This window comes from Lacisediminihabitans sp., from assembly GCF_043726815.1.
Classification (GTDB): Bacteria; Actinomycetota; Actinomycetes; order Actinomycetales; family Microbacteriaceae; genus Lacisediminihabitans.
The window spans coordinates 1-17,851 of the sequence record NZ_JAYSJZ010000102.1; the positions used below are offsets into that span (position 1 = coordinate 1).

The window sequence follows — 17,851 nt, forward strand, 5'->3', positions numbered from 1 at the left end:
GCATGGCTCCATGACTACAATCACCACAGACCCCACACCGCCATCGGAGGCAAACCACCCATCAGCCGGTTAACTAACCTCCCTGGGCAGTACACCTAGGCCCGAGCCGCCCGCTTCGCGACGCGCGACGGAACCCCGACGTGGCCGTCGTCGAACTTCTGGCGGTGTCGGCCGCGTCGGTCGGGCCGTGTTCTGCAGGACGGGCCCCAGAGGCGTGGTACCCACCCCACAGACTCCGGTTGTGCAGGACAGCGTGTGCAGGACAGTTTGTGCACGATACGGCAGGAATGCGGGGACCGGAATTGTCCCGGCCTGCAGGACGCTCCCGTCGGTTCGGCACCTCTCGCCCTCGCTATCCGCCCGAGCCGTCCTGCACAACCCGTCCTGCACAACTGGAGTCTGCGGGGCGGGCACCCCTCGACGGCGGCGCCGTCCTGCACAACCCGTCTGAGAGGTAAGGGGCAAGGGGTAAGGCCGCGAGACGCAAGAGGGCCCCGCCCCCGGTCTTTCGACCGGGAACGGGACCCTCCGTCCCACTATCTGTCAGACGCTACGGACGCGCATTGCGGCGACGTGACCAGAGGGTCAGCGCCCCGCCGAGCAGCAGCATCAGGCCCGCGAGCCCCACGTACCCCGCCCCGCCGGTGAACCCTGTGAAGGCCAGCGTCTTGAGCTCGGTCACCACCGTGAGGCAGGATGAGGCGGCCGCGGCGATAACGATCGTCCACGGGTCACCGTCCCACTGGAAACCGTCCTGGGCGACCCCGGTCACGACGTACGTTCCCGGCTTCTCGTTGGTCACCGCCGACGTGAGCTCCACCCCGTCGATGAAGTACGACAGCCCCTGGTCGAGAGCCACCGTGATGTAGCCGCTCTTCAGGGCGTTCGCGCTGCAGGACTGGTCGGTGCCCGTGGCCGAACCGTCGGCGAGAGCGTGCGACGGCAGCTGCTCACAGATGCCGGCACTCGCGATCGTGTAGAGCGGGAACGGTTCGAACGGCGCGAGTGTGTATCCGGGCAGCGCCTCGGCGGTCACCCGGTAGGTGCCGGGTTCGAGCGAGGTGTCTGCCGTCGTCGCGACGATGTCGTTCGTCGCGTCCGCATCCGCCATGTTGTGGATGGTGTACCTGACACCAGCCTGGAGCGCCACCGAGATGTAGCCGCCCACGAGAGTCGCCGACTCGTCATTCGAGAGGCAGACCTGGTCGTGCGATGTGGGGTCGGTCGGGATGCTGAGGCAGTGTGCCGCCTCGCCCTCGGTCAGGTCACGGGCAGAGGTCGCGACGGTGACGATGTCGTCGCCGCGCACCCACTCCGCTTTCGCGCCGTCGAACACCCAGGAGGTGGTCGTGTCGGTGGTCGTGATGGTCACCGAGCCGGTGGAGCAGTCCGGAGCGCTCTCCACGACCCTGTGGGTCGTGACCGGCTCCGGCTTGGTCGGCTCCGGGCAGGCCGGCACCGGCAGCATGAACGTCTGCCCGTCGGCGGTCACCGTGTAGTTGCCACCCTCGGCCGACACGTCGGCCGCGGTGACCATGACCGTGGCGCCGGCCGCGACCGTGCGGTTGAGCTGCGGCAGAGAGGCGACGACGAAGTCGACCGCACGGTTGCTCTTCGAGTTGTCGAAGGTGAACGCCACGCTTCGCGATCCGGCGGTGCCGTTCTCGTCGTAGACGCACGCACCGACGGCGACGCTGGCGTTCGGGTGGGTCTCGGCACCGCAGTCGGCGAACGCCGGCACCGCGAGAGTGAAGGTCTGGCCCGCAGCGGTGAAGACGAGCGACGCGCCGGCGTTGCCGACCGGGCTCAACTGGACCGTCTTGCTCTGACCGGCCGGAACCGTCTCGGAGACGCCAGCGCCGGTGAACGTCACCGCGACGTTAGACCCGACGTTGTTGAAGACGGCAGAAACCGTCTTGCTCGAATACCCGGTGTCGGCGTAACACTCGCCGGTCGAAATCGACACTTCGGGCTTGAGCACGCACTCGACGTACGCACCGACAGTGCCCGACCACACCTTCGACGTCTCCCAGCCGGCGAAGTGGTGCCCCGCGGTGGGAGTGGCGGTGACCGTGTAGTCGCCGGTCGCCTTGGTGAACACCGTGGTGTACAGCACGCCATCCGTCACCGCGGGCGTCACAGTTCCGTACACTCCACAGGCCGAGGCCATCGTGAGGGCCGGTGCGACCGGCACGACCAGTCCGTAGCAGTTGGTCGGCTGCTGCGTGTAGGTGTTTCCGGGGGTGCTGGTGGCGAATCCGAGCCCGCTCAGGAACTTCTCCCAGGACTGGGGCCCGGTCAGCTCGGGAGTCGGCTCGATGAACGCGGTTCGGGAGGCATAGATGTCGCCCTGGCCGCAGGACACCGCGGCCGCGTACGGGTAGGTTCCCGGGGTGGTGATGGCCACCTTGTTCACCAGGTCGAGGGTCTGACCCCACACCGCGTTCTGCTTGTACTTCCAGCTCGTGGCGGTGATGAAGAGCGGCTTGCACAGCACGCCCGTCGAGCCCTTGGGGTTGGCCACGGTCACGATGCCCGAGTTGTCGGCGGGGTTGTAGGTGTAGCTGATGGCGGAATCGGGGATGCACTGCGCGACCGGGGTCGGAGCCGGAATCGCGCAGACGATCACGTGGCTGATGCTGCCCTTCTCGTCGTGCGCGAAGGCATCGCCCGCGACCAGCGCGGCGCGATAGATCCACTTCACGGTCGTTCCGGTGACCTCGATGGGCGCGTACACCGTGTTCTCGTGCAGCACGCTCGTGCCGGTGTGCCCCGCCTTCACGATGACCTTGGAGTATGTGCCCCCGGCGGGCAGGCCGATGGGCATGGCTGCCGGAAGAACGTAGGGATTGCTCGCCGCATTCTCGGTCGAGTAGCCCACATCGACGCAGGCTTCGCCCGGCAGGGTCACCCAGTCGGATGGCTGGTTCATCTGTGCCGATGCCGGCGCGGCGACGCCCACGGCGACCAGGCCGACGGCGAGCACAGCCGTGGTGAAGGCGGCGAGAGCACGTCTCAGACGCTTACGAAGGGGGCTCGTGTTCGGGGAAAAGAGCAGGACAGAATGAGGCCGGGCGTCGGGGGATCGCCGTGGCCGCCGGGTAAGCGACATGGGTGGGTCGTCCTATTTAATTAGCAGGCACAGTCGGGTCGGTCGGTGGCTCGGGTTACCACAGGCTCAAGTGCCTGGGGCGATCCTAGTTGGTCCCCCCTTTGGAGGACAACGCTTTCTGTCCAGCCACGCCGAACCGGTCTCGACGGAATCCGTCGGTCTACGGCGCCAAGGCAACGAAAATCGCCGCCATTCATGGGATTTCTCGGCCATCTGCCCCGAGCCTTCGAAGCCCACGTACCCCGAAGTGGGGGTCAGTGCACGTACTCGAGCAGGTCGTAGCCGACCGTGCGAATGGCCTCGATCACGCGCAGTCTCGTCGAGAGATCCGCATCCGCGAACTGCACGGTGACGGCGTAGGACACCCCGGTCCTCGAGCCGCTCAGCAGCCCGGCCTCCGCGCGCACGCCGAAGTCGACGCCGGTCTTGTTGACGACGCGGATGCCGTGGTCGGTCGAGCGATGGGCGAGCGGGTCGAGGCCGAACGCGCTCGCCACGAGCGAGAGATCGGCGTTGAGCGCGAGCCAGCCGAGCACGCGGTCGCTCGTGACGTGGTCGACGATCTCCCCCCGAGAGAGGGTGGCGAAGAGCCAGGCGAGTTCGGCCGTGGACGCCACGGACATTTGCGGGGCATCGTCAGGGCCGCGCGTCGTGCGGGCCAGATCGAGCAGGGCCGTGCGGGCGAGCCCGAGCGACTCGGTGCGCGTGCGTACCGCCTCCAGCCCGATGTGCCGCAACAGCACGTTGGTGGCGAGGCTGTCGCTCGTGGCACCGACGAGTGCGGCGAGGTCGGCGACCGGCAGGGCCGGCGCCTGGAGCCGGTGCCAGATGCCGGGGGCGCCGATCGCGTCCCCCGGCGTCTTGTCGAGGATGCCGTAGCCGCCAAGCTCGCGGGAGGTGATCCGCGCCGAGACCTCGATCAGCAGCAGCACCTGGCCGATGCCCGCCGTCGGCAGCACGATCCGGTCGTCGATCGAGACGAGGGTGGCGCCGCTGCGCAGGTCGACGACGTGCGCGGAGACCCGGGCACCCGCGTAGGCGAGTTGTCCGAGCGCGGTGAAGCTGCCGGAGAAGCTCTCGGCTCCCGCGGCTCCGCGATGGCGACCGACACGGGGGGTTCGGATTCGCTCTCGACGTAGGTTGTCGCTCGTACCAACTACCAAATAGTCACGCGCTCTTCTGGATCGAGCCACAGCTGATCGGCTTCTGTCACTCCAAAGGTCTCATAGAACGCGTCGATGTTGCGCACGATCTGGTTGCATCGGAACTCATTGGGCGAATGCGGGTCGATCGCGATGAGTCGAACCGCCTCCTCGTCCCGCGACTTGAGCTGCCAGGCCTGCGCCCAGGAGAGGAAGAACCGCTCGGCTCCGCTCAGGCCGTCGACCACGGGTGGCTCCGCGCCGTCGAGGCTGATCAGGTACGCCTTCCACGCGATGGAGAGCCCCCCGAGGTCGCCGATGTTTTCGCCGATCGTGAGGGCGCCATTCACGTGGTGGTCGGGCACCTGGCGCGGGGCGAGCGCGTTGTACTGCTCGATGAGCGTCGCGGTGAGCTTCTCGAACGCCGCGCGGTCGTCCGCGGTCCACCAGTCGGTGAGCCGTCCGTCGCCGTCGTACTTGGAGCCCTGGTCGTCGAACCCGTGGCCGATCTCGTGCCCGATCACCGCGCCGATCGCGCCGTAGTTGGCCGCGGCATCCCGACCCTCGTCGAAGAACGGGAATTGCAGGATGGCCGCCGGGAACACGATCTCGTTGAAGCCGGGGTTGTAGTAGGCGTTGATTGTCTGCGGGGTCATGAACCACTCGTCGCGGTCGAGCGGCTTGCCGATCTTGCCGAGCTCGCGCTGGAACTCGAACTCGCTGGTGGCACGCACGTTGGCGATGAGGTCGTCCGCCCGGATCTCGAGGTTCGAGTAGTCGCGCCACTTCACCGGGTAGCCGATCTTGGGCGTGAACTTCTCGAGCTTGTCGAGGGCTCGCGCGCGGGTGTCGTCCGTCATCCAGCCGAGCGCCGCGATGCTCTGCCGGTAGGCCTCGACCAGGTTGGCCACGAGCACGTCCATGCTCGTCTTCGCGGCCTCCGGAAAGTGACGGTCGACGTAGATGCGGCCGACCGCCTCACCCATCGCGCCCTCGACGAGGGAGACGCCGCGCTTCCAGCGGGCGCGCAGCTCCGGGGTGCCCGTGAGGGTGCGGCCGTAGAAGTCGAAGTTCGCCTCGACGAAGTCGTCGGAGAGGTAGGCCGCGGATGAGCGGATCACCTGCCAGCGCAGCCAGTCGGTCCAGCGCTCGAGATTGCCGGCGGCGAGCGCGGCGGCGATGCCGTCGAGGAACGACGGCTGGCGCAGCACGAGCTCATCGAACACGCCGGCCGGCGCGTCCAGCGCGTCGAGCCAGCGGCCCAGGTCCGGACCGTTGGCCACCGAGGAAGCCTGGTTCACGACGTCGTGCCAGGTGGTGAGGTTGTAGGTCTTCTCGCTGTCCCGCGTGGCGACGTTGTCCCAGTGCGCGGACGCGATTGTCGTCTCGAGCTCGAAGACACGGGCGGCGCGCTCCGCGGCCTCCGTCACCCCGGCCTGGCCGAACATCTTCTCCAGGTACGCGCGGTAGGCCGTGCGGATGTCCGCGAACTTCTCCTCGCGGTAGTAGCTCTCGTCCGGAAGGCCGAGGCCGCCCTGCTCGAAGAGGGCGATGTACCGCTCGGGGTTGCCCGGGTCGTTGTCGATGTAGAGCTGGAAGAATCCGCTCACTCCCTGGCGTTCGAGCACGCCGAGGGCGACCAGGAACGACGGGATATCGTCGATCGCGTCGACATCGGCAAGCGCCGCGTGCAGGGGGGTCGCGCCGAGCTCCTGGATGCGCGCCTCGTCCAGGTAGCTCGCATAGAGGTCGCCGAACTTGCGCTCCTCGGTGCCGGGCTCGGCCGACTGGGCCTCCTCGATGATGTCGCGCACGGCCTTCTCGGCCTCCTCGGCGAGGAGGTAGAAGGAGCCGTAGCGCGCCTTGTCCGAGGGGATCTCCGTGCGTTCGATCCACTTGCCGTTGACGTGCCGGAAGAGGTCGTCCTGCGGACGCACGGTCGGGTCCAGCTCGTCGAGATGGATGCCGGAGGGGAAGGGCATTTCGTCGCTCATGAGGCTCAAGCTTAAGCGTTCGCGGCGGGTTGTCCGGCCCGAAAAGGTCAGCCGCGGGTCGCCTTCCACTCCTCGAGCAGCAGCGGCAGGCGTTCGCGCATGAATCGGAAGTAGTCCGCCATCTCGGCGGTGCGCTGCGCCGCCTTCGAGTCCGGCGGCATGGCCGAGAGGCCGCGCTCGGCGAGGTCGATCAGGTGGGTGTAGAGCTGGCCCTGCGAGCTCGTCGCGTCGTACCAGGCGTGATCGGGCAACTCGTAGCGGTGCTTGCGGGTTCCGGGGATCGAGAGGCGCCGGATGATGGCCATCGACTGCAGGTAGCGGGTCGCGCCCGAGATGGCCGCGGCACTCGCCCCCAGCTGGTGTGAGAGCTCCTCCGCGGTGGCCCGCCCGGACTCCGCGGTCATGAGGGCCATCATCACGCGGGCCGCCATCCGGGGGAACCCGGCCGCGGCGAGCGTCGCCGCCATCTGCTCGGCGAACTCCTCGACCTCGTCGCTCGGCATCAGGTGACCAGGTCCCTGCGCCGGGCGAGCAGCACGCTCGCCGCGGCGACCACGATCGACAGCACCACCATCACCGCGAGGGGCGCCAGGTCCACCGAGTCACCGGGCACGATCGGCGTGTGGGTGAACGGGCTCAGGTCACGAAGCCAGTCCGGGAGCTTGAAGACCCCGCCGAACTGGCCGAGCACGAAGCCGACGGCGAGCAGTCCCCAGCCGAGGCCGATGGTCAGCCGCGGCAGGAGCGCGAAGACGAGGGCGGTGACCGAGACGAAGACGAGGGCGGCCGGCAGCTGCACGAACGCGGCGACGATGGACGAGCCGAAGCGGCCGGGATGCCCGGCACCCGCGAACGCGAACCCGGCGACCACCCCACCGGCGAGCAGCACCGCGACTATCGAGACGAGCGCCACGACGAGGGAATCGACAAGGAGCCTGGTCTTCGAGACCGCGCCGGAGAGCAGCAGCTCCGCCCGGCCCTCCGCCTCCTCGATGCGCACCCGCAGCACCGCCTGCAGGGCCGCGCCCGCCGCAAGCACGCCCAGGAAGGCCATGATCGCCGCCACGAAGGTGTCGAGCAGGCTCGACGTGCTGCCGCTGAGAAGGCTGCGCACCGTGGCCGAGAGGGCCTGGTTCTCCTGCACGGCCGTGACCGCGGCATCCGCGAGGCCGCCGGCGAAGAGCCCCAGGAGGGCGCCCCCCGCCGCCCAGCCGATGACGGCGCTGTACTGGAGGCGCCAGGCCAGCCCGAGCGTGCCGGTGAGCGTATGGCCGGCCGTGGCGCGGCCCGAGCGGTCACCGACGAGGCCGGCGCCCAGGTCGCGGCGGCGCACCGCGGCGAGCGCCCCAGCGCCCGCGACCACGAACACGGCGAGCTGCAGAAGCAGCGGGGCTGCAGACTCGTGGCCGAAGGCGTGCACCTGCTGGCCCCAGCCGATCGGCGACAGCCAGGATGGCCACGCGCTCGTCACCCGCAGTCCCCCCTCCGACACCGCGCCGGTCGCGTCGCCGAAGGCCCGCAGCGCGAAGGCGAGGCCCACGAGCGTGCCGGCCAGCGAATTGGCGGCCCGCGAGGTGCGGCAGACCTGGGCCGCGACGGCCGCGATTCCGCAGAACGCGAGGCCGGTGCCGCCGGTCGCGAGGCCGGTGAGAGCGGACCCGCCGAGCGGCAGGCCGGTCGCGGCGAAGCCGGCGGTCACGACGATCGCGACGGCGACGTTGGCGAGTGCCGCCAGCCAGAGGGTGGCGCCGAGGGCGGCCGACCGGCTCACCGGGGTTCCGCCGACGAGCTCCGTGCGTCCCTGCTCCTCGTCGCCCCGGCTGTGCCGAACCGTGAGGAAGGTGCTCATCAACGCGGCGAGCACGGCCAGGAAGGTGAAGATCTCGAAGAAGATGACGGAGCCGGTGGAGAGTCCGTCCGGAGTTCCGCGCACCGCGAGCAGGGCCGGGTTGCCGGAGGCCAGGATGAGCAGGGCCGCCCGCTGGGTGGTGTCGCCGAACTCCTGCACGACGGCCGCAGCGCTTCCGACGGCGAGCAGGCCGATCCCGAGGATCCAGCTGGCGAGCTGCCACCGATCCCGCCGCGCCTGGGCGCGAAGCAGCCTGAGCATCAGTTCGCGACCTCTCGCGCGCGCTCGTCGCCGTAGTGGCGCAGGAACAGCTCCTCGAGCGACGGCGGCGACACGGTGAGGCCGGCCACGCCGATGGCGGCGAGCTCCTGCAGCACCGGGCGCAGGGCATCCGTGTCCGCGTCGAAGACGAGGTGGTCGGCCTCGCGCCGCACGTCGTGCACACCGGCGATCGCGGTCATCGCCGCGGCATCGGTGAGGGTGGTCACCCGGAAGCTCGTGCGGGTGAGGTGGCGGAGCTCGGTGAGAGTGCCCGTCTCCACCGTCCTTCCCGCGCGGATGATCGTGACCCGGTCACAGAGCTCCTCCACCTCGCTCAGGATGTGGCTCGACAGCAGCACCGTGGCGCCGTCTGCCTTGACCCGATCGATCTCGCCCCGGAACGCGGCCTCCATCACGGGGTCGAGTCCGCTCGTCGGCTCGTCGAGCACGTAGAGCCGCGCCGGGCGGGCGAAGGCTGCGATGAGCGCCACCTTCTGCCGGTTGCCCTTGGAGTAGCTGCGCCCCTTCTTGCGGGGATCGAAGTCGAAGTCCCGGATGAGGCGGGCGCGCAGCGCCGGGTCGGCACCCCCGCGCAGGGAGGTGAGCAGGTCGATCGCCTCGCCTCCGGTGAGGCTGGGCCAGAGGTTGACGTCCCCCGGCACGTAGGCGATGTCCCGGTGCGCGCGCACCGCATCCGCCCAGGGGTCGAGTCCGAGGACGGAGACGTCGCCGCTCGTCGCCTTGATCAGGCCGAGCAGGATGCGCAGGGTCGTGGATTTGCCCGCCCCGTTCGGGCCGAGGAAGCCGTGCACCTCGCCCTCCGTCACCGAGAGGTCGAGCCCGTCCAGGGCGTGAACCCGTCCGAAGTTCTTCGCGAGGCCCGAGGCCTCGATCGTTGCGGTCATGGCGGCACATTACGCCTGATTCACAACTTTGTGAATCATCAAAACGTCGGCCTAGTCCCGGGGCGGCGCCGTGGTGTTGCCGGGGTGGAACTCGCTCGTGAACGAGACCGGCTCACCCGGCCGACCGGCGAGCATCTCGATCAGCCCACGGCCGGCTGCCCTCCCCTTCTCGACCGCCGGTTGGCGCATGGTGGTGAGGTCGAGGGGAGCGATCCCGTCGACGCGCACGCCGTCGAACCCGACCACGCTCAGCTCCCCGGGGATGCCGATTCCCAGCTGCTCTGCCGCCCGGATCACCCCCACGGCCAGCAGGTCGCTCTGGGCGATGACCGCGGTCGGGCGGGTGACCGGATCGGCCAGGAGGGCGAGGCCGGCGAGCAGACCCTCCTCGATAAAGCTGCCGGCCGAGACCCAGCCCCGGGCGGCCGGGAACACGTCGCGCGCGCCGCGAATCCGCTCGGAGGCGACGAACCCCGTGCTCTCGCGCTCGGCGGTGAGCTCGCCGCGGCTCCTCGCGTCGTCCAGCGGGAGGGTCACCATCGCGACCCGTCCGTGCCCGAGCCGCTCGAGGTGCCGCGCCAGCCGGCGGGTCGCCTCCCGATTGTCGAGGTCGATCGCGAGAACCCCCGGCATGGGTTCCGCCTCGATGGCGACGAGGGCGACGCCCCGCTGGCGGAACACCGCCACCTTCTCGGCGAGGCGGGTGCTGCATCCGATCAGAACGACGGCGTCCACCGGCGCGGTCGCGATCGTCGCGGATCCATCGCCAGTGTCCGTGAGCAGGAGCAGGCCGTTGCCGAGCGGGCCGGTCTCATCGGCGAGGCCATCGAGCATCGCGATGTTGACCGGGTCGCGGAACGCGTCTCTCAGCCGGTCCTCGATGACGACCCCGATGATGCCGGAGCGACCGCGCCGCAGCGACTGGGCGCGCGGGTCGGGGCCCGCATAGTCGAGCCGTTCGGCGGCGGCGAGCACCCTGGCGCGGGTGGCGGCGGACACCGGGCCGGCCCCGCTGAACGCGAGGGACGCGGTGGAGGCCGAGACCCCGGCGAGTCGCGCCACCGCGGCCAGAGTGGGGCGTTCGTTCGCCTGCCCGGTGGTTGCTTTGCCGCTCATGCCTTGGTAGCTTAGTCGAATCGATTCGATTGAGTCGATTCACCCCCTGCTTCCGGCTCCGCCCGCACCGACCCTGACACTGGAATTTCATGCCCCAACCCACCCGGCCAGCCCAGCGCAGCACCTACGCCGGCGGTCTCAGCCGTGCCCAGGTGGTGGCGTGGCGCAACGCGATCTTCGTCGTGTTCGGGCTCTGCGGTCTCGCCATGGCCAGTTGGGTGTCGCGCGTTCCGGCGGTGCGCGACTCGCTGCAGGCCTCGACGCTGCAGATGGCCCTGCTCATCTTCGGAATCGCCGCCGGCTCGATCATCGGGCTCCTCGGCTCCAGCCACATCATCGCCCGGTTCGGCGCTCGGCTCACCATCGCCTCCTGCCTCACGATCGCCTCGATCGGCTTCGCAGTCGCCGGGGTGGGCGCGACCGTCGGCCCCAACTACGTGCTGACCTTCATCGGCCTCGCCGTCTTCGGGGCGTGCTTCGGCATCACCGACGTGTCGATGAATGTGATCGGCGCCGCCAACGAGCGGGTTCTCGGGCGGGCCATCATGCCGATCTTCCACGCCTTCTTCAGCTTCGGCACGATGGTGGGGGCCGGACTCGGCGCCCTCGCGGAGCTCGTCCACCTGCCGATCGCGGTGCACACCGGAATCGTCGCTCTCATCATCGCGACCGCGGCGATCACCGCGGTGCGGTTCATGCAGTCCGAGCACATCGTGGAGGACGACGCCGTGCCGGTCCCGGATGACGACCACTCCAAGAGCTGGCGCGGACGCCTGAGCATCTGGCGCGACCCGCGCACCCTCATCATCGGGCTCATCGTGCTCGGGATGGCGTTCACCGAGGGCTCGGCCAACGACTGGCTCGCACTCGCCATGGTCGACGGGCACGGCGTGAACAACACCACCGGCGCGATCGTGTTCGGCGTCTTCGTGAGCGCCATGACGATCGGCCGGCTCGCGGGCGTGAAGCTGCTCGACCGCTTCGGCCGGGTGCCGGTGCTCCGCTGGTCGTCCGCCCTGGCGGCCCTCGGCCTGGTGATCTTCATCTTCGTGCCCAACGAGTGGGTCGCGATCGCCGGCGTCGTGCTGTGGGGTCTCGGGTCGGCGTTGGGCTTCCCCGTGGGCATGTCCGCGGCGGCCGACGATCCGAAGACGGCGGCCGCCCGCGTGAGCGCGGTGGCGACCATCGGGTACTTCGCCTTCCTGGTCGGCCCGCCGCTCATCGGGTTCCTCGGCGAGCACTTCGGCCTGCTGCACGCGCTGCTCGTGGTGCTCGTGCTGGTGGCAGTGGCGGGGTTCGCATCCGGGGCCGCGCGCGAGTCGCACGGGGCGCGCAGCGCCGGTTAGGCTCGTCGGGTGCGCCTTGTCATTGCCCGTTGTTCCGTCGATTACGCCGGCCGGCTGAGCGCGCACCTCCCCCTCGCGACCCGCCTGCTGCTGCTGAAGGCGGACGGCAGCGTTCTCGTGCACTCCGATTCGCTCTCCTACAAGCCTCTGAACTGGATGAGCCCGCCGTGCACGGTGTCGACCATCGAGCCCGACGCCGACCAGGCGGATGCCGGCGTCGCCGAAATCTGGAAGATCAGCCAGGCGAAGACGGCCGACCTGCTCGTGATCTCGATCCACGAGATCCTGCACGACAGCGCTCACGAACTCGGAATCGACCCCGGACTGCAGAAGGACGGCGTGGAGGCCCACCTGCAGAAGCTGCTCGCCGAGCAGATCGAGCTCGTCGGGGACGGCCACCGGCTGGTGCGCCGGGAGTACATGACCGCCATCGGCCCGGTGGACATTCTCGCGCGGGATGCGGATGGCCGCTCGGTCGCGATCGAGATCAAGCGCCGCGGCGACATCGACGGCGTCGAACAGCTCACCCGCTACCTCGAGCTGATGAACCGCGACCCCCACCTCGCCCCGGTCGCCGGCGTCTTCGCCGCCCAGGAGATCAAGCCCCAGGCACGCACCCTCGCCGAGGATCGGGGCATCCGCTGCCTCGTGCTCGACTACGACGCGATGCGCGGTCTCGACGACAGCGACTCCCGCCTCTTCTGAGCGTCTCGCTCGCAGCTCTCCCCGCGCACTCCCGTTGTGCAGGACACCTCGCCTCACCGGCGCCCACCCCACAGACTCCAGTTCTGCAGGACACCTCGCCTCACCGGCGCCCACCCCACAGACTCCAGTTCTGCAGGACACCTCGGTGGCACCGTCCTGCACTACTGTCCTGCACAACTGGAGTCTGATGGACCGGTTCACCCAGCCCGCGTCATGCACAACCGTCCTGCACAACCGGAGTCAGGCGGGACCCACCGCGCGACCGTCCTGCACAACCAGAGTGCCCCAACCGAGACAGCCGGCCGAGCCACCTAGGCTTGGGACAGTGACCACGAAATGGACCTGCATCCTGTTCGACCTCGACGGGACGATCCTCGATTCGGCTCCCGGCATCACCGAGACGCTCTCCTGGACCTTCGCCCAGTTGGGTCGCCCCATCCCCACACCGGCCGAGCTGCTCGCCTACGTGGGGCCGCCCATCCTCGACTCGTTCCGCGATCTCGCCTTCATGACACCGGAGGAGTCGGCGCGCGCGCTCGAGGTCTACCGCAGCCGCTACCTGCAGAACGGCGTGTTCGACAGCAAGGTGTACCCGGGCATCCCCGCCGTGCTCAAGCGAATCGCCGGGAGCCCGCTCAAGCTCTCCCTGGCCACCTCGAAGCCCGAGCTGCCGGCCATCACCATGCTGAACCACTTCGACCTCACCAAGTACTTCGACGTGATCACCGGCGCCTCGGCGGATGAGGTGCGCAGCCGCAAGGCGGATGTCGTGGAGGAGGCACTCCTGCGCCTGCGCCACCTCGGCGCCGACATCACCAACCCGATCATGGTGGGCGACCGCAAACACGACGTGGAGGGCGCCGCCGAGCAGGGGGTGCCCACGATCCTCGTGAAGTGGGGCTACGGCTCGAAGGTGGAAGAGGTCGGAACCTTCGCCGTGGCGAAGACGGCCGAACAGCTCAGCGCGCTGCTGCTCGGATAGGGGCCACGCCGCGGGGGGTGCGTCAGGCCGCGGTCGGGCAGTGGATCTGGGTGGGCCGACCCTCTCGGCGCTCAATCTCGTGCTCGTCCATCGGGCGCCCGCACATCGGGCAGGGCTTGGGGCCGGTCGCCGGCAGCGGGGCCTCGCCGTACGGTCCGAGCGGGGGCGGTCCGATGTAGGGCACGAGCGCGCCATTCAACCGGTCCCACCAGGGAAGCCTCTTCGACATTGTCCAAACTCCTAAGTACACTAATCATCAGTGTACTCCGCATATCTCAACTATGCTCGATGCATGGCCAGTCCCGATGTCCTCGCCCTCGACCGCCAGGTCTGTTTCGCCCTGGCCGCCGCATCCCGGAGCGTGATCGCCCTCTACCGCCCGGTGTTGCAGCCCCTCGGCCTCACGCATCCGCAGTACCTCGTGATGCTCGCCCTCTGGGAACGGAGTCCGCGCACCGTGACCGACATCGGCGCCACGCTTCTGCTGGAGCCGGCGACCCTCTCGCCGCTGCTCAAGCGACTCGAGACCGCCGGGCTCGTCACCCGAGCCCGCAGCGCGAGCGACGAGCGAGCCCTCGCCGTGCAGCTGACCCCGGCCGGGGCCGCCCTGCGCAGCGAGGCGGAGAAGGTGCCCGGCCAGATCGTGGAACGACTCGGGATGCCGGTGGCCGAGCTCGAGCGCATCCGAGACGACTTGACGAAACTCATCGCAGCGGCAACGGTGTAGGGATGTCTGCTCCCAGAGTCCTGTTCATCGGCGGTACCGGAACCATCAGCTCGGAGGCCAGCGATCTCGCGGTGCGCCAGGGCCTCGACGTCACCCTGCTCAATCGCGGCCTGAGCTCGCTGCACACCGTGCCAGCCGGCGCGCGGGCCCTGCAGGCCGATGTGCGGGATGCCGACTCGGTTCGGGACGCGCTTGGCCGCCTCGAGTTCGACATCGTGGTCGATTTCGTCGCCTTCGGCACGGCTCACGTGCAGCAGGACATCGACCTCTTCTCCGGTCGGATCGGCCAGTACGTCTTCATCTCCTCGGCCTCCGCGTACCAGAAGCCGCCGGCCCGCCTGCCGATCACCGAGTCGACCCCGCTGCGTAATCCGTTCTGGCAGTACTCCCGCGACAAGATCGCCTGCGAGGACCTGCTCGTCGCGGCCTATCGGGACACCGGATTCCCGGCCACGATCGTGCGGCCGTCGCATACCTACGACGCGTCGAGCATCCCGCTCGCCGGCGGCTGGACCGCGATCGACCGGCTGCGCCGCGGCGTGCCGATCGTGCTGCACGGGGACGGCACCTCGCTCTGGGTGCTCACCCACAGCCGCGACTTTGCCAAGGGCTTCGTCGGCCTGCTCGGCAACCAGCAGGCGATCGGCGAGAGCGTGCACATCACCTCGGACGAGGTGCTCACCTGGACGCAGATCGCCGAGGCCATGGCCGCCGCGGCCGGGGTCGAGCCGAAGATCGTGCACGTGACCTCCGACGCCCTCGCGGTGGCGGACCCCGACCAGGCCGGCGGCCATCTCGGCGATCGGAGCCACTCCGTGATCTTCGACAACAGCAAGGTCAAGTCGCTCGTTCCCGGGTACGTCGCGACCACCCCGTTCGCGCTCGGTGCCCGCGAGATCATCGAGTGGCACGACGAGCACCCGTTGCACCAGGTCGTCGACCCGCGCCTCAACGAGCTGTACGACCGGCTGGTCGCGGCGGCCGGCTAGGAGACGACGACCTCGTCGGCGATCGCCCGGGCGTCGAGCTCGGCGAATCGACCGGCGCCCGGCACGAGCGCGTTCGCGGTGGCGCAGCCCGCCGCGAGCCGGAGCGAGTCCGTGAGGGTTCGGCCGGCGTCGAGCGACGCGAGCAACCCGCCGAGGTAGCTGTCGCCGCTGCCCACCGGATACCGCCCGAAGTCGCCGGACCACTCGGCCCGCTGACGCCCCCGCTCGTCGACCGCGTACGACCCGGCCACGCCATCCGTGATCACGACGGTGCCGCCCGTGATGGCGCGAAGCCGCTCGGCCATCCCGAACACGCCGTCGAACGCATCGGCCTGCGGCTCGATCCCCAGGGCCTCGGCCGCCTCGGCCCGATTGACCTTGAGCAACTCCGGCCCGGCCACCAGGGCGGCGGCGAGCGCCGGGCCGTGACTGTCGACGGCCACGCGGTTCCCCCGCGAGTGCGCGAGCTCGATGAGGGCGCCCAGGTCGCCGATGGGCACGGATGCCGGGATGCCGCCCGAGATCGCGAACCACCCCGGGCGCTCGGCGAGCAGCCCGTCCGCGACCTCGTGCAGTCGCGCCAGCTCGTCTCCGCTGATCGCGGACGGCTGCTCGTAGAGCTCGGTGAGCAGCCCGCTCGCGGCAGAGGAGATGGAGATGCAGGTTCGCGTCTCGGCGGTCGCCCAGACCGGCACCAGCCGGATGCCCGCCGCGACGGCGTCGTCGAGCATGAACTGGCCGGCGGAGCCGCCGAGCGGGGCCACCACCGCGACATCCGCCCTCATCGTGACGGCGGCCCGGGCGGCGTTGACGGCCTTGCCTCCGGCCGCCCGATAGACGGCGGTCGGCCGGAAGGTGCCGCCCTCGAAGAACTCGTCGACGAGGTAGGTGACATCCACCGACGGGCCCAGCGCGAGGAGGGTGATCACGCCAGGTGGCTGAGCAGTTCGGCGCGCTCCGGCTGGGCGGTCGAGCCACCGGCGGCGCGGGTCGAGAGCGATCCGGCGACGGTCGCCCAGCGCAGCCGTTCCGCCTCGTCCGGCACTCCGGAGGCCACGGCCGCGAGGTAGCCCGCGTCGAAGCTGTCACCGGCTCCCGTGGTGTCGACGACATCGAGCACGAGCCCGGCGGCGGACACGACGGCTCCGTCGCGGCCCACCGACCATCCGCCGTCGCGTCCGGCCTTCACCACGACCAGCGGGCCCAACGCGGCGAGGGAGAGGGCGCACTCCTCATCGGAATCGCCGGACCGTCCACCGAGCGAGAGCGCGATCGCCCGCAGCTCCTCGAGGTTCGGCAGGAGGAAGTCGACGAGCGGAAGCACCGCGCCGAGGCCCGCCCACTGCTCGGCCGGATCCCAGTTGGTGTCGAGGCTCGTCGTGATGCCGCGCGCCCGGAGTTCCGCGAGCACCGCGGGCAGTTCGGCCGCGAGGCCGGCCAGCAGAAAGTAGGACGCGAAGTGCACGTGCGAGTAGCCGGCGCTCGCGGCGAGCACGTCGTCGCCCGTGAGCGTGGGGATCGTGCCGAGCAGGGTGAGGATCGAGCGGTCGGCCGGCGCCGAGAGGATCACCGAGAGGCCGGTGGGCAGGCTCGGATCGACGGCGACCGTCGAGGTGTCGACCCCGGCGTCCGCGAGCCAGCCGAGGGTGAGCCGGCCGAACTCGTCGTCGCCGACTCGTGCCGCGAGCCCCGTGGGCACGCCGAGCCTGGCGAGACCGTGCGCGACGATCCCGGCCGAGCTGCCGAGGGTGAGGTCGGCCGAGTCGAGAAGCTGCTCGGCCTGGCCGAACCGCGGCACGACGTCTCCGCGAAGCACGAGGTCGACGTTGGCGTCACCGGCGACGAGCACTCGCATCGCATTCCCTTCGATCGCGCTCACCCCTTGAGTCCCGAGAAGGTCATCGTGGCGATGAACTGCTTCTGGGCGAACAGGAAGAACAGGATGAGCGGCAGCGTGGCAACGACGTTACCCGCCATGAGCAGCGACCATTGCGTTCGCCGCGTGCCCTGGAAGTTGGCGAGGCCGAGCTGCAGCGTGAACGCGTGGTCGTTGTTGATCGCGATGAGCGGCCAGACCAGGTCGTTCCACGAGCCGAGCAGGGTGAAGATGGCGAGCGTGGCGAGCGCCGGCTTCGCCAGCGGCAGGATCACGCGGAAGAACACCTGCAGCCGGGTGCAGCCGTCGATCATCGCGGCCTCCTCGAGCTCGGCGGGCAGCGAGAGGAAGAACTGCCGCATCAGGAAGATGCCGAATGCCGAGGCGAGCCAGGGCACGATCGCCGCCCCGAGGCTGTCGATGAGGCCCACCCGGGAGAACAGGATGTAGGTGGGGATCATGAGCAGCTGCGTGGGGATCATGATGGTGGCCAGCACCGCGAAGAACCCGAAGTGCCGCCCTCGGAACTTCAGCCGGGCGAATCCGTAGCCGGCGAGCGAGCAGAGCACGAGGTGGGAGGCGATCGCGGAGCTCGAGACGATGAGGGTGTTGCCGAGCCAGAGCAGGATGTCCGACTTGCCGAAGAGCGACGCGTAGCCGTCGAAGCTGATCGCCGAGGGGATGAAGCGGGGCGGGAACTTGTTGATCTCCGACGCGGGGGTCACCGAGGTGAGGAACATCTGCACGAACGGGATCGCGAAGAGAACGCCCACCGGCAACAGGAAGAGGTGCCAGCCGTTGAAGGGCAGCGAACGGCGCTTGCGCACGGGCGGACGGGCCCGGGTGG

Annotated in this window: 17 protein-coding genes; 6 read left to right on the forward strand and 11 right to left on the reverse strand. The window is 69.6% G+C overall.

Features of this window, described 5'->3' with window-relative positions:
- Positions 1 to 99 (forward strand): integrase core domain-containing protein (locus ACHZD8_RS15025; protein WP_394770894.1); only part of this gene is annotated, 99 nt, incomplete at its 5' end.
- 451 nt (positions 100 to 550) lie between these two features.
- Here ACHZD8_RS15025 and ACHZD8_RS15030 read toward each other — a convergent pair.
- From ACHZD8_RS15030 to ACHZD8_RS15060, 7 genes are all read right to left on the reverse strand, one after another.
- Positions 551 to 2,932, reverse strand: coding sequence for a hypothetical protein (locus ACHZD8_RS15030; RefSeq protein WP_394771236.1), 2,382 nt, complete (start codon positions 2,930 to 2,932; stop codon positions 551 to 553).
- Between the two features lie 434 nt (positions 2,933 to 3,366).
- Positions 3,367 to 4,275, reverse strand: coding sequence for a serine hydrolase (locus tag ACHZD8_RS15035; RefSeq protein WP_394771237.1), 909 nt, complete (start codon positions 4,273 to 4,275; stop codon positions 3,367 to 3,369).
- Positions 4,269 to 6,248, reverse strand: coding sequence for a M13 family metallopeptidase (locus ACHZD8_RS15040; protein WP_394771238.1), 1,980 nt, complete (start codon positions 6,246 to 6,248; stop codon positions 4,269 to 4,271). The genes ACHZD8_RS15035 and ACHZD8_RS15040 overlap by 7 nt, the downstream gene beginning before the upstream one ends.
- A gap of 47 nt (positions 6,249 to 6,295) precedes the next feature.
- Positions 6,296 to 6,751: a GbsR/MarR family transcriptional regulator gene (locus ACHZD8_RS15045; protein WP_394771239.1), complete on the reverse strand. Its 456-nt coding sequence runs from the start codon at positions 6,749 to 6,751 to the stop codon at positions 6,296 to 6,298.
- Positions 6,751 to 8,358 (reverse strand): ABC transporter permease, encoded by a 1,608-nt coding sequence (locus ACHZD8_RS15050; protein WP_394771240.1) that lies wholly within the window; start codon positions 8,356 to 8,358, stop codon positions 6,751 to 6,753. Before ACHZD8_RS15050 ends, ACHZD8_RS15045 begins: the two co-directional genes overlap by 1 nt.
- Positions 8,358 to 9,263 carry an ATP-binding cassette domain-containing protein gene (locus tag ACHZD8_RS15055; RefSeq protein WP_394771241.1) on the reverse strand — a complete coding sequence of 302 codons (906 nt, stop codon included), beginning with the start codon at positions 9,261 to 9,263 and terminating at the stop codon, positions 8,358 to 8,360. Before ACHZD8_RS15055 ends, ACHZD8_RS15050 begins: the two co-directional genes overlap by 1 nt.
- Positions 9,264 to 9,314: 51 nt before the next feature.
- Positions 9,315 to 10,379: a LacI family DNA-binding transcriptional regulator gene (locus ACHZD8_RS15060; protein ID WP_394771242.1), complete on the reverse strand. Its 1,065-nt coding sequence runs from the start codon at positions 10,377 to 10,379 to the stop codon at positions 9,315 to 9,317.
- Positions 10,380 to 10,468: 89 nt separating this feature from the next.
- Between ACHZD8_RS15060 and ACHZD8_RS15065 the strand changes: the two genes are divergently transcribed.
- The 3 genes from ACHZD8_RS15065 (at position 10,469) to ACHZD8_RS15075 (ending at position 13,412) form a co-directional block, all read left to right on the forward strand.
- Positions 10,469 to 11,725 carry an MFS transporter gene (locus ACHZD8_RS15065; protein ID WP_394771243.1) on the forward strand — a complete coding sequence of 419 codons (1,257 nt, stop codon included), beginning with the start codon at positions 10,469 to 10,471 and terminating at the stop codon, positions 11,723 to 11,725.
- Between the two features lie 9 nt (positions 11,726 to 11,734).
- Positions 11,735 to 12,430 carry an endonuclease NucS gene (nucS, locus tag ACHZD8_RS15070; protein WP_147784379.1) on the forward strand — a complete coding sequence of 232 codons (696 nt, stop codon included), beginning with the start codon at positions 11,735 to 11,737 and terminating at the stop codon, positions 12,428 to 12,430.
- Between the two features lie 325 nt (positions 12,431 to 12,755).
- Positions 12,756 to 13,412, forward strand: a complete 657-nt coding sequence (locus ACHZD8_RS15075; RefSeq protein WP_394771244.1) for an HAD hydrolase-like protein — start codon at positions 12,756 to 12,758, stop codon at positions 13,410 to 13,412.
- 22 nt (positions 13,413 to 13,434) lie between these two features.
- Here the strand turns inward: ACHZD8_RS15075 and ACHZD8_RS15080 are convergent, their stop codons facing one another.
- Entirely contained in the window at positions 13,435 to 13,641 is a 207-nt protein-coding gene (locus ACHZD8_RS15080) for a hypothetical protein (RefSeq protein WP_394771245.1), read from the reverse strand.
- Between the two features lie 63 nt (positions 13,642 to 13,704).
- On the opposite strand from ACHZD8_RS15080, the gene ACHZD8_RS15085 reads away from it, so the two are divergent.
- On the forward strand, positions 13,705 to 14,139 hold the full coding sequence (locus tag ACHZD8_RS15085) for a MarR family winged helix-turn-helix transcriptional regulator (RefSeq protein ID WP_394771246.1): 435 nt from the start codon (positions 13,705 to 13,707) through the stop codon (positions 14,137 to 14,139).
- A gap of 2 nt (positions 14,140 to 14,141) precedes the next feature.
- Positions 14,142 to 15,128, forward strand: a complete 987-nt coding sequence (locus tag ACHZD8_RS15090) for an NAD-dependent epimerase/dehydratase family protein (RefSeq protein WP_394771247.1) — start codon at positions 14,142 to 14,144, stop codon at positions 15,126 to 15,128.
- Here the strand turns inward: ACHZD8_RS15090 and ACHZD8_RS15095 are convergent.
- From ACHZD8_RS15095 to ACHZD8_RS15105, 3 genes are all read right to left on the reverse strand, one after another.
- A complete protein-coding gene (locus ACHZD8_RS15095; RefSeq protein ID WP_394771248.1) occupies positions 15,125 to 16,057 on the reverse strand; it encodes a 1-phosphofructokinase family hexose kinase in 933 nt (310 codons plus the stop codon). The genes ACHZD8_RS15090 and ACHZD8_RS15095 overlap by 4 nt on opposite strands.
- Entirely contained in the window at positions 16,054 to 17,007 is a 954-nt protein-coding gene (locus tag ACHZD8_RS15100; protein ID WP_394771249.1) for a carbohydrate kinase family protein, read from the reverse strand. The genes ACHZD8_RS15095 and ACHZD8_RS15100 overlap by 4 nt, the downstream gene beginning before the upstream one ends.
- Positions 17,004 to 17,851, reverse strand: an 848-nt coding sequence (locus ACHZD8_RS15105) for a carbohydrate ABC transporter permease (protein WP_394771250.1), incomplete at its 5' end; no start/stop codon positions are given. The genes ACHZD8_RS15100 and ACHZD8_RS15105, both read right to left, overlap by 4 nt.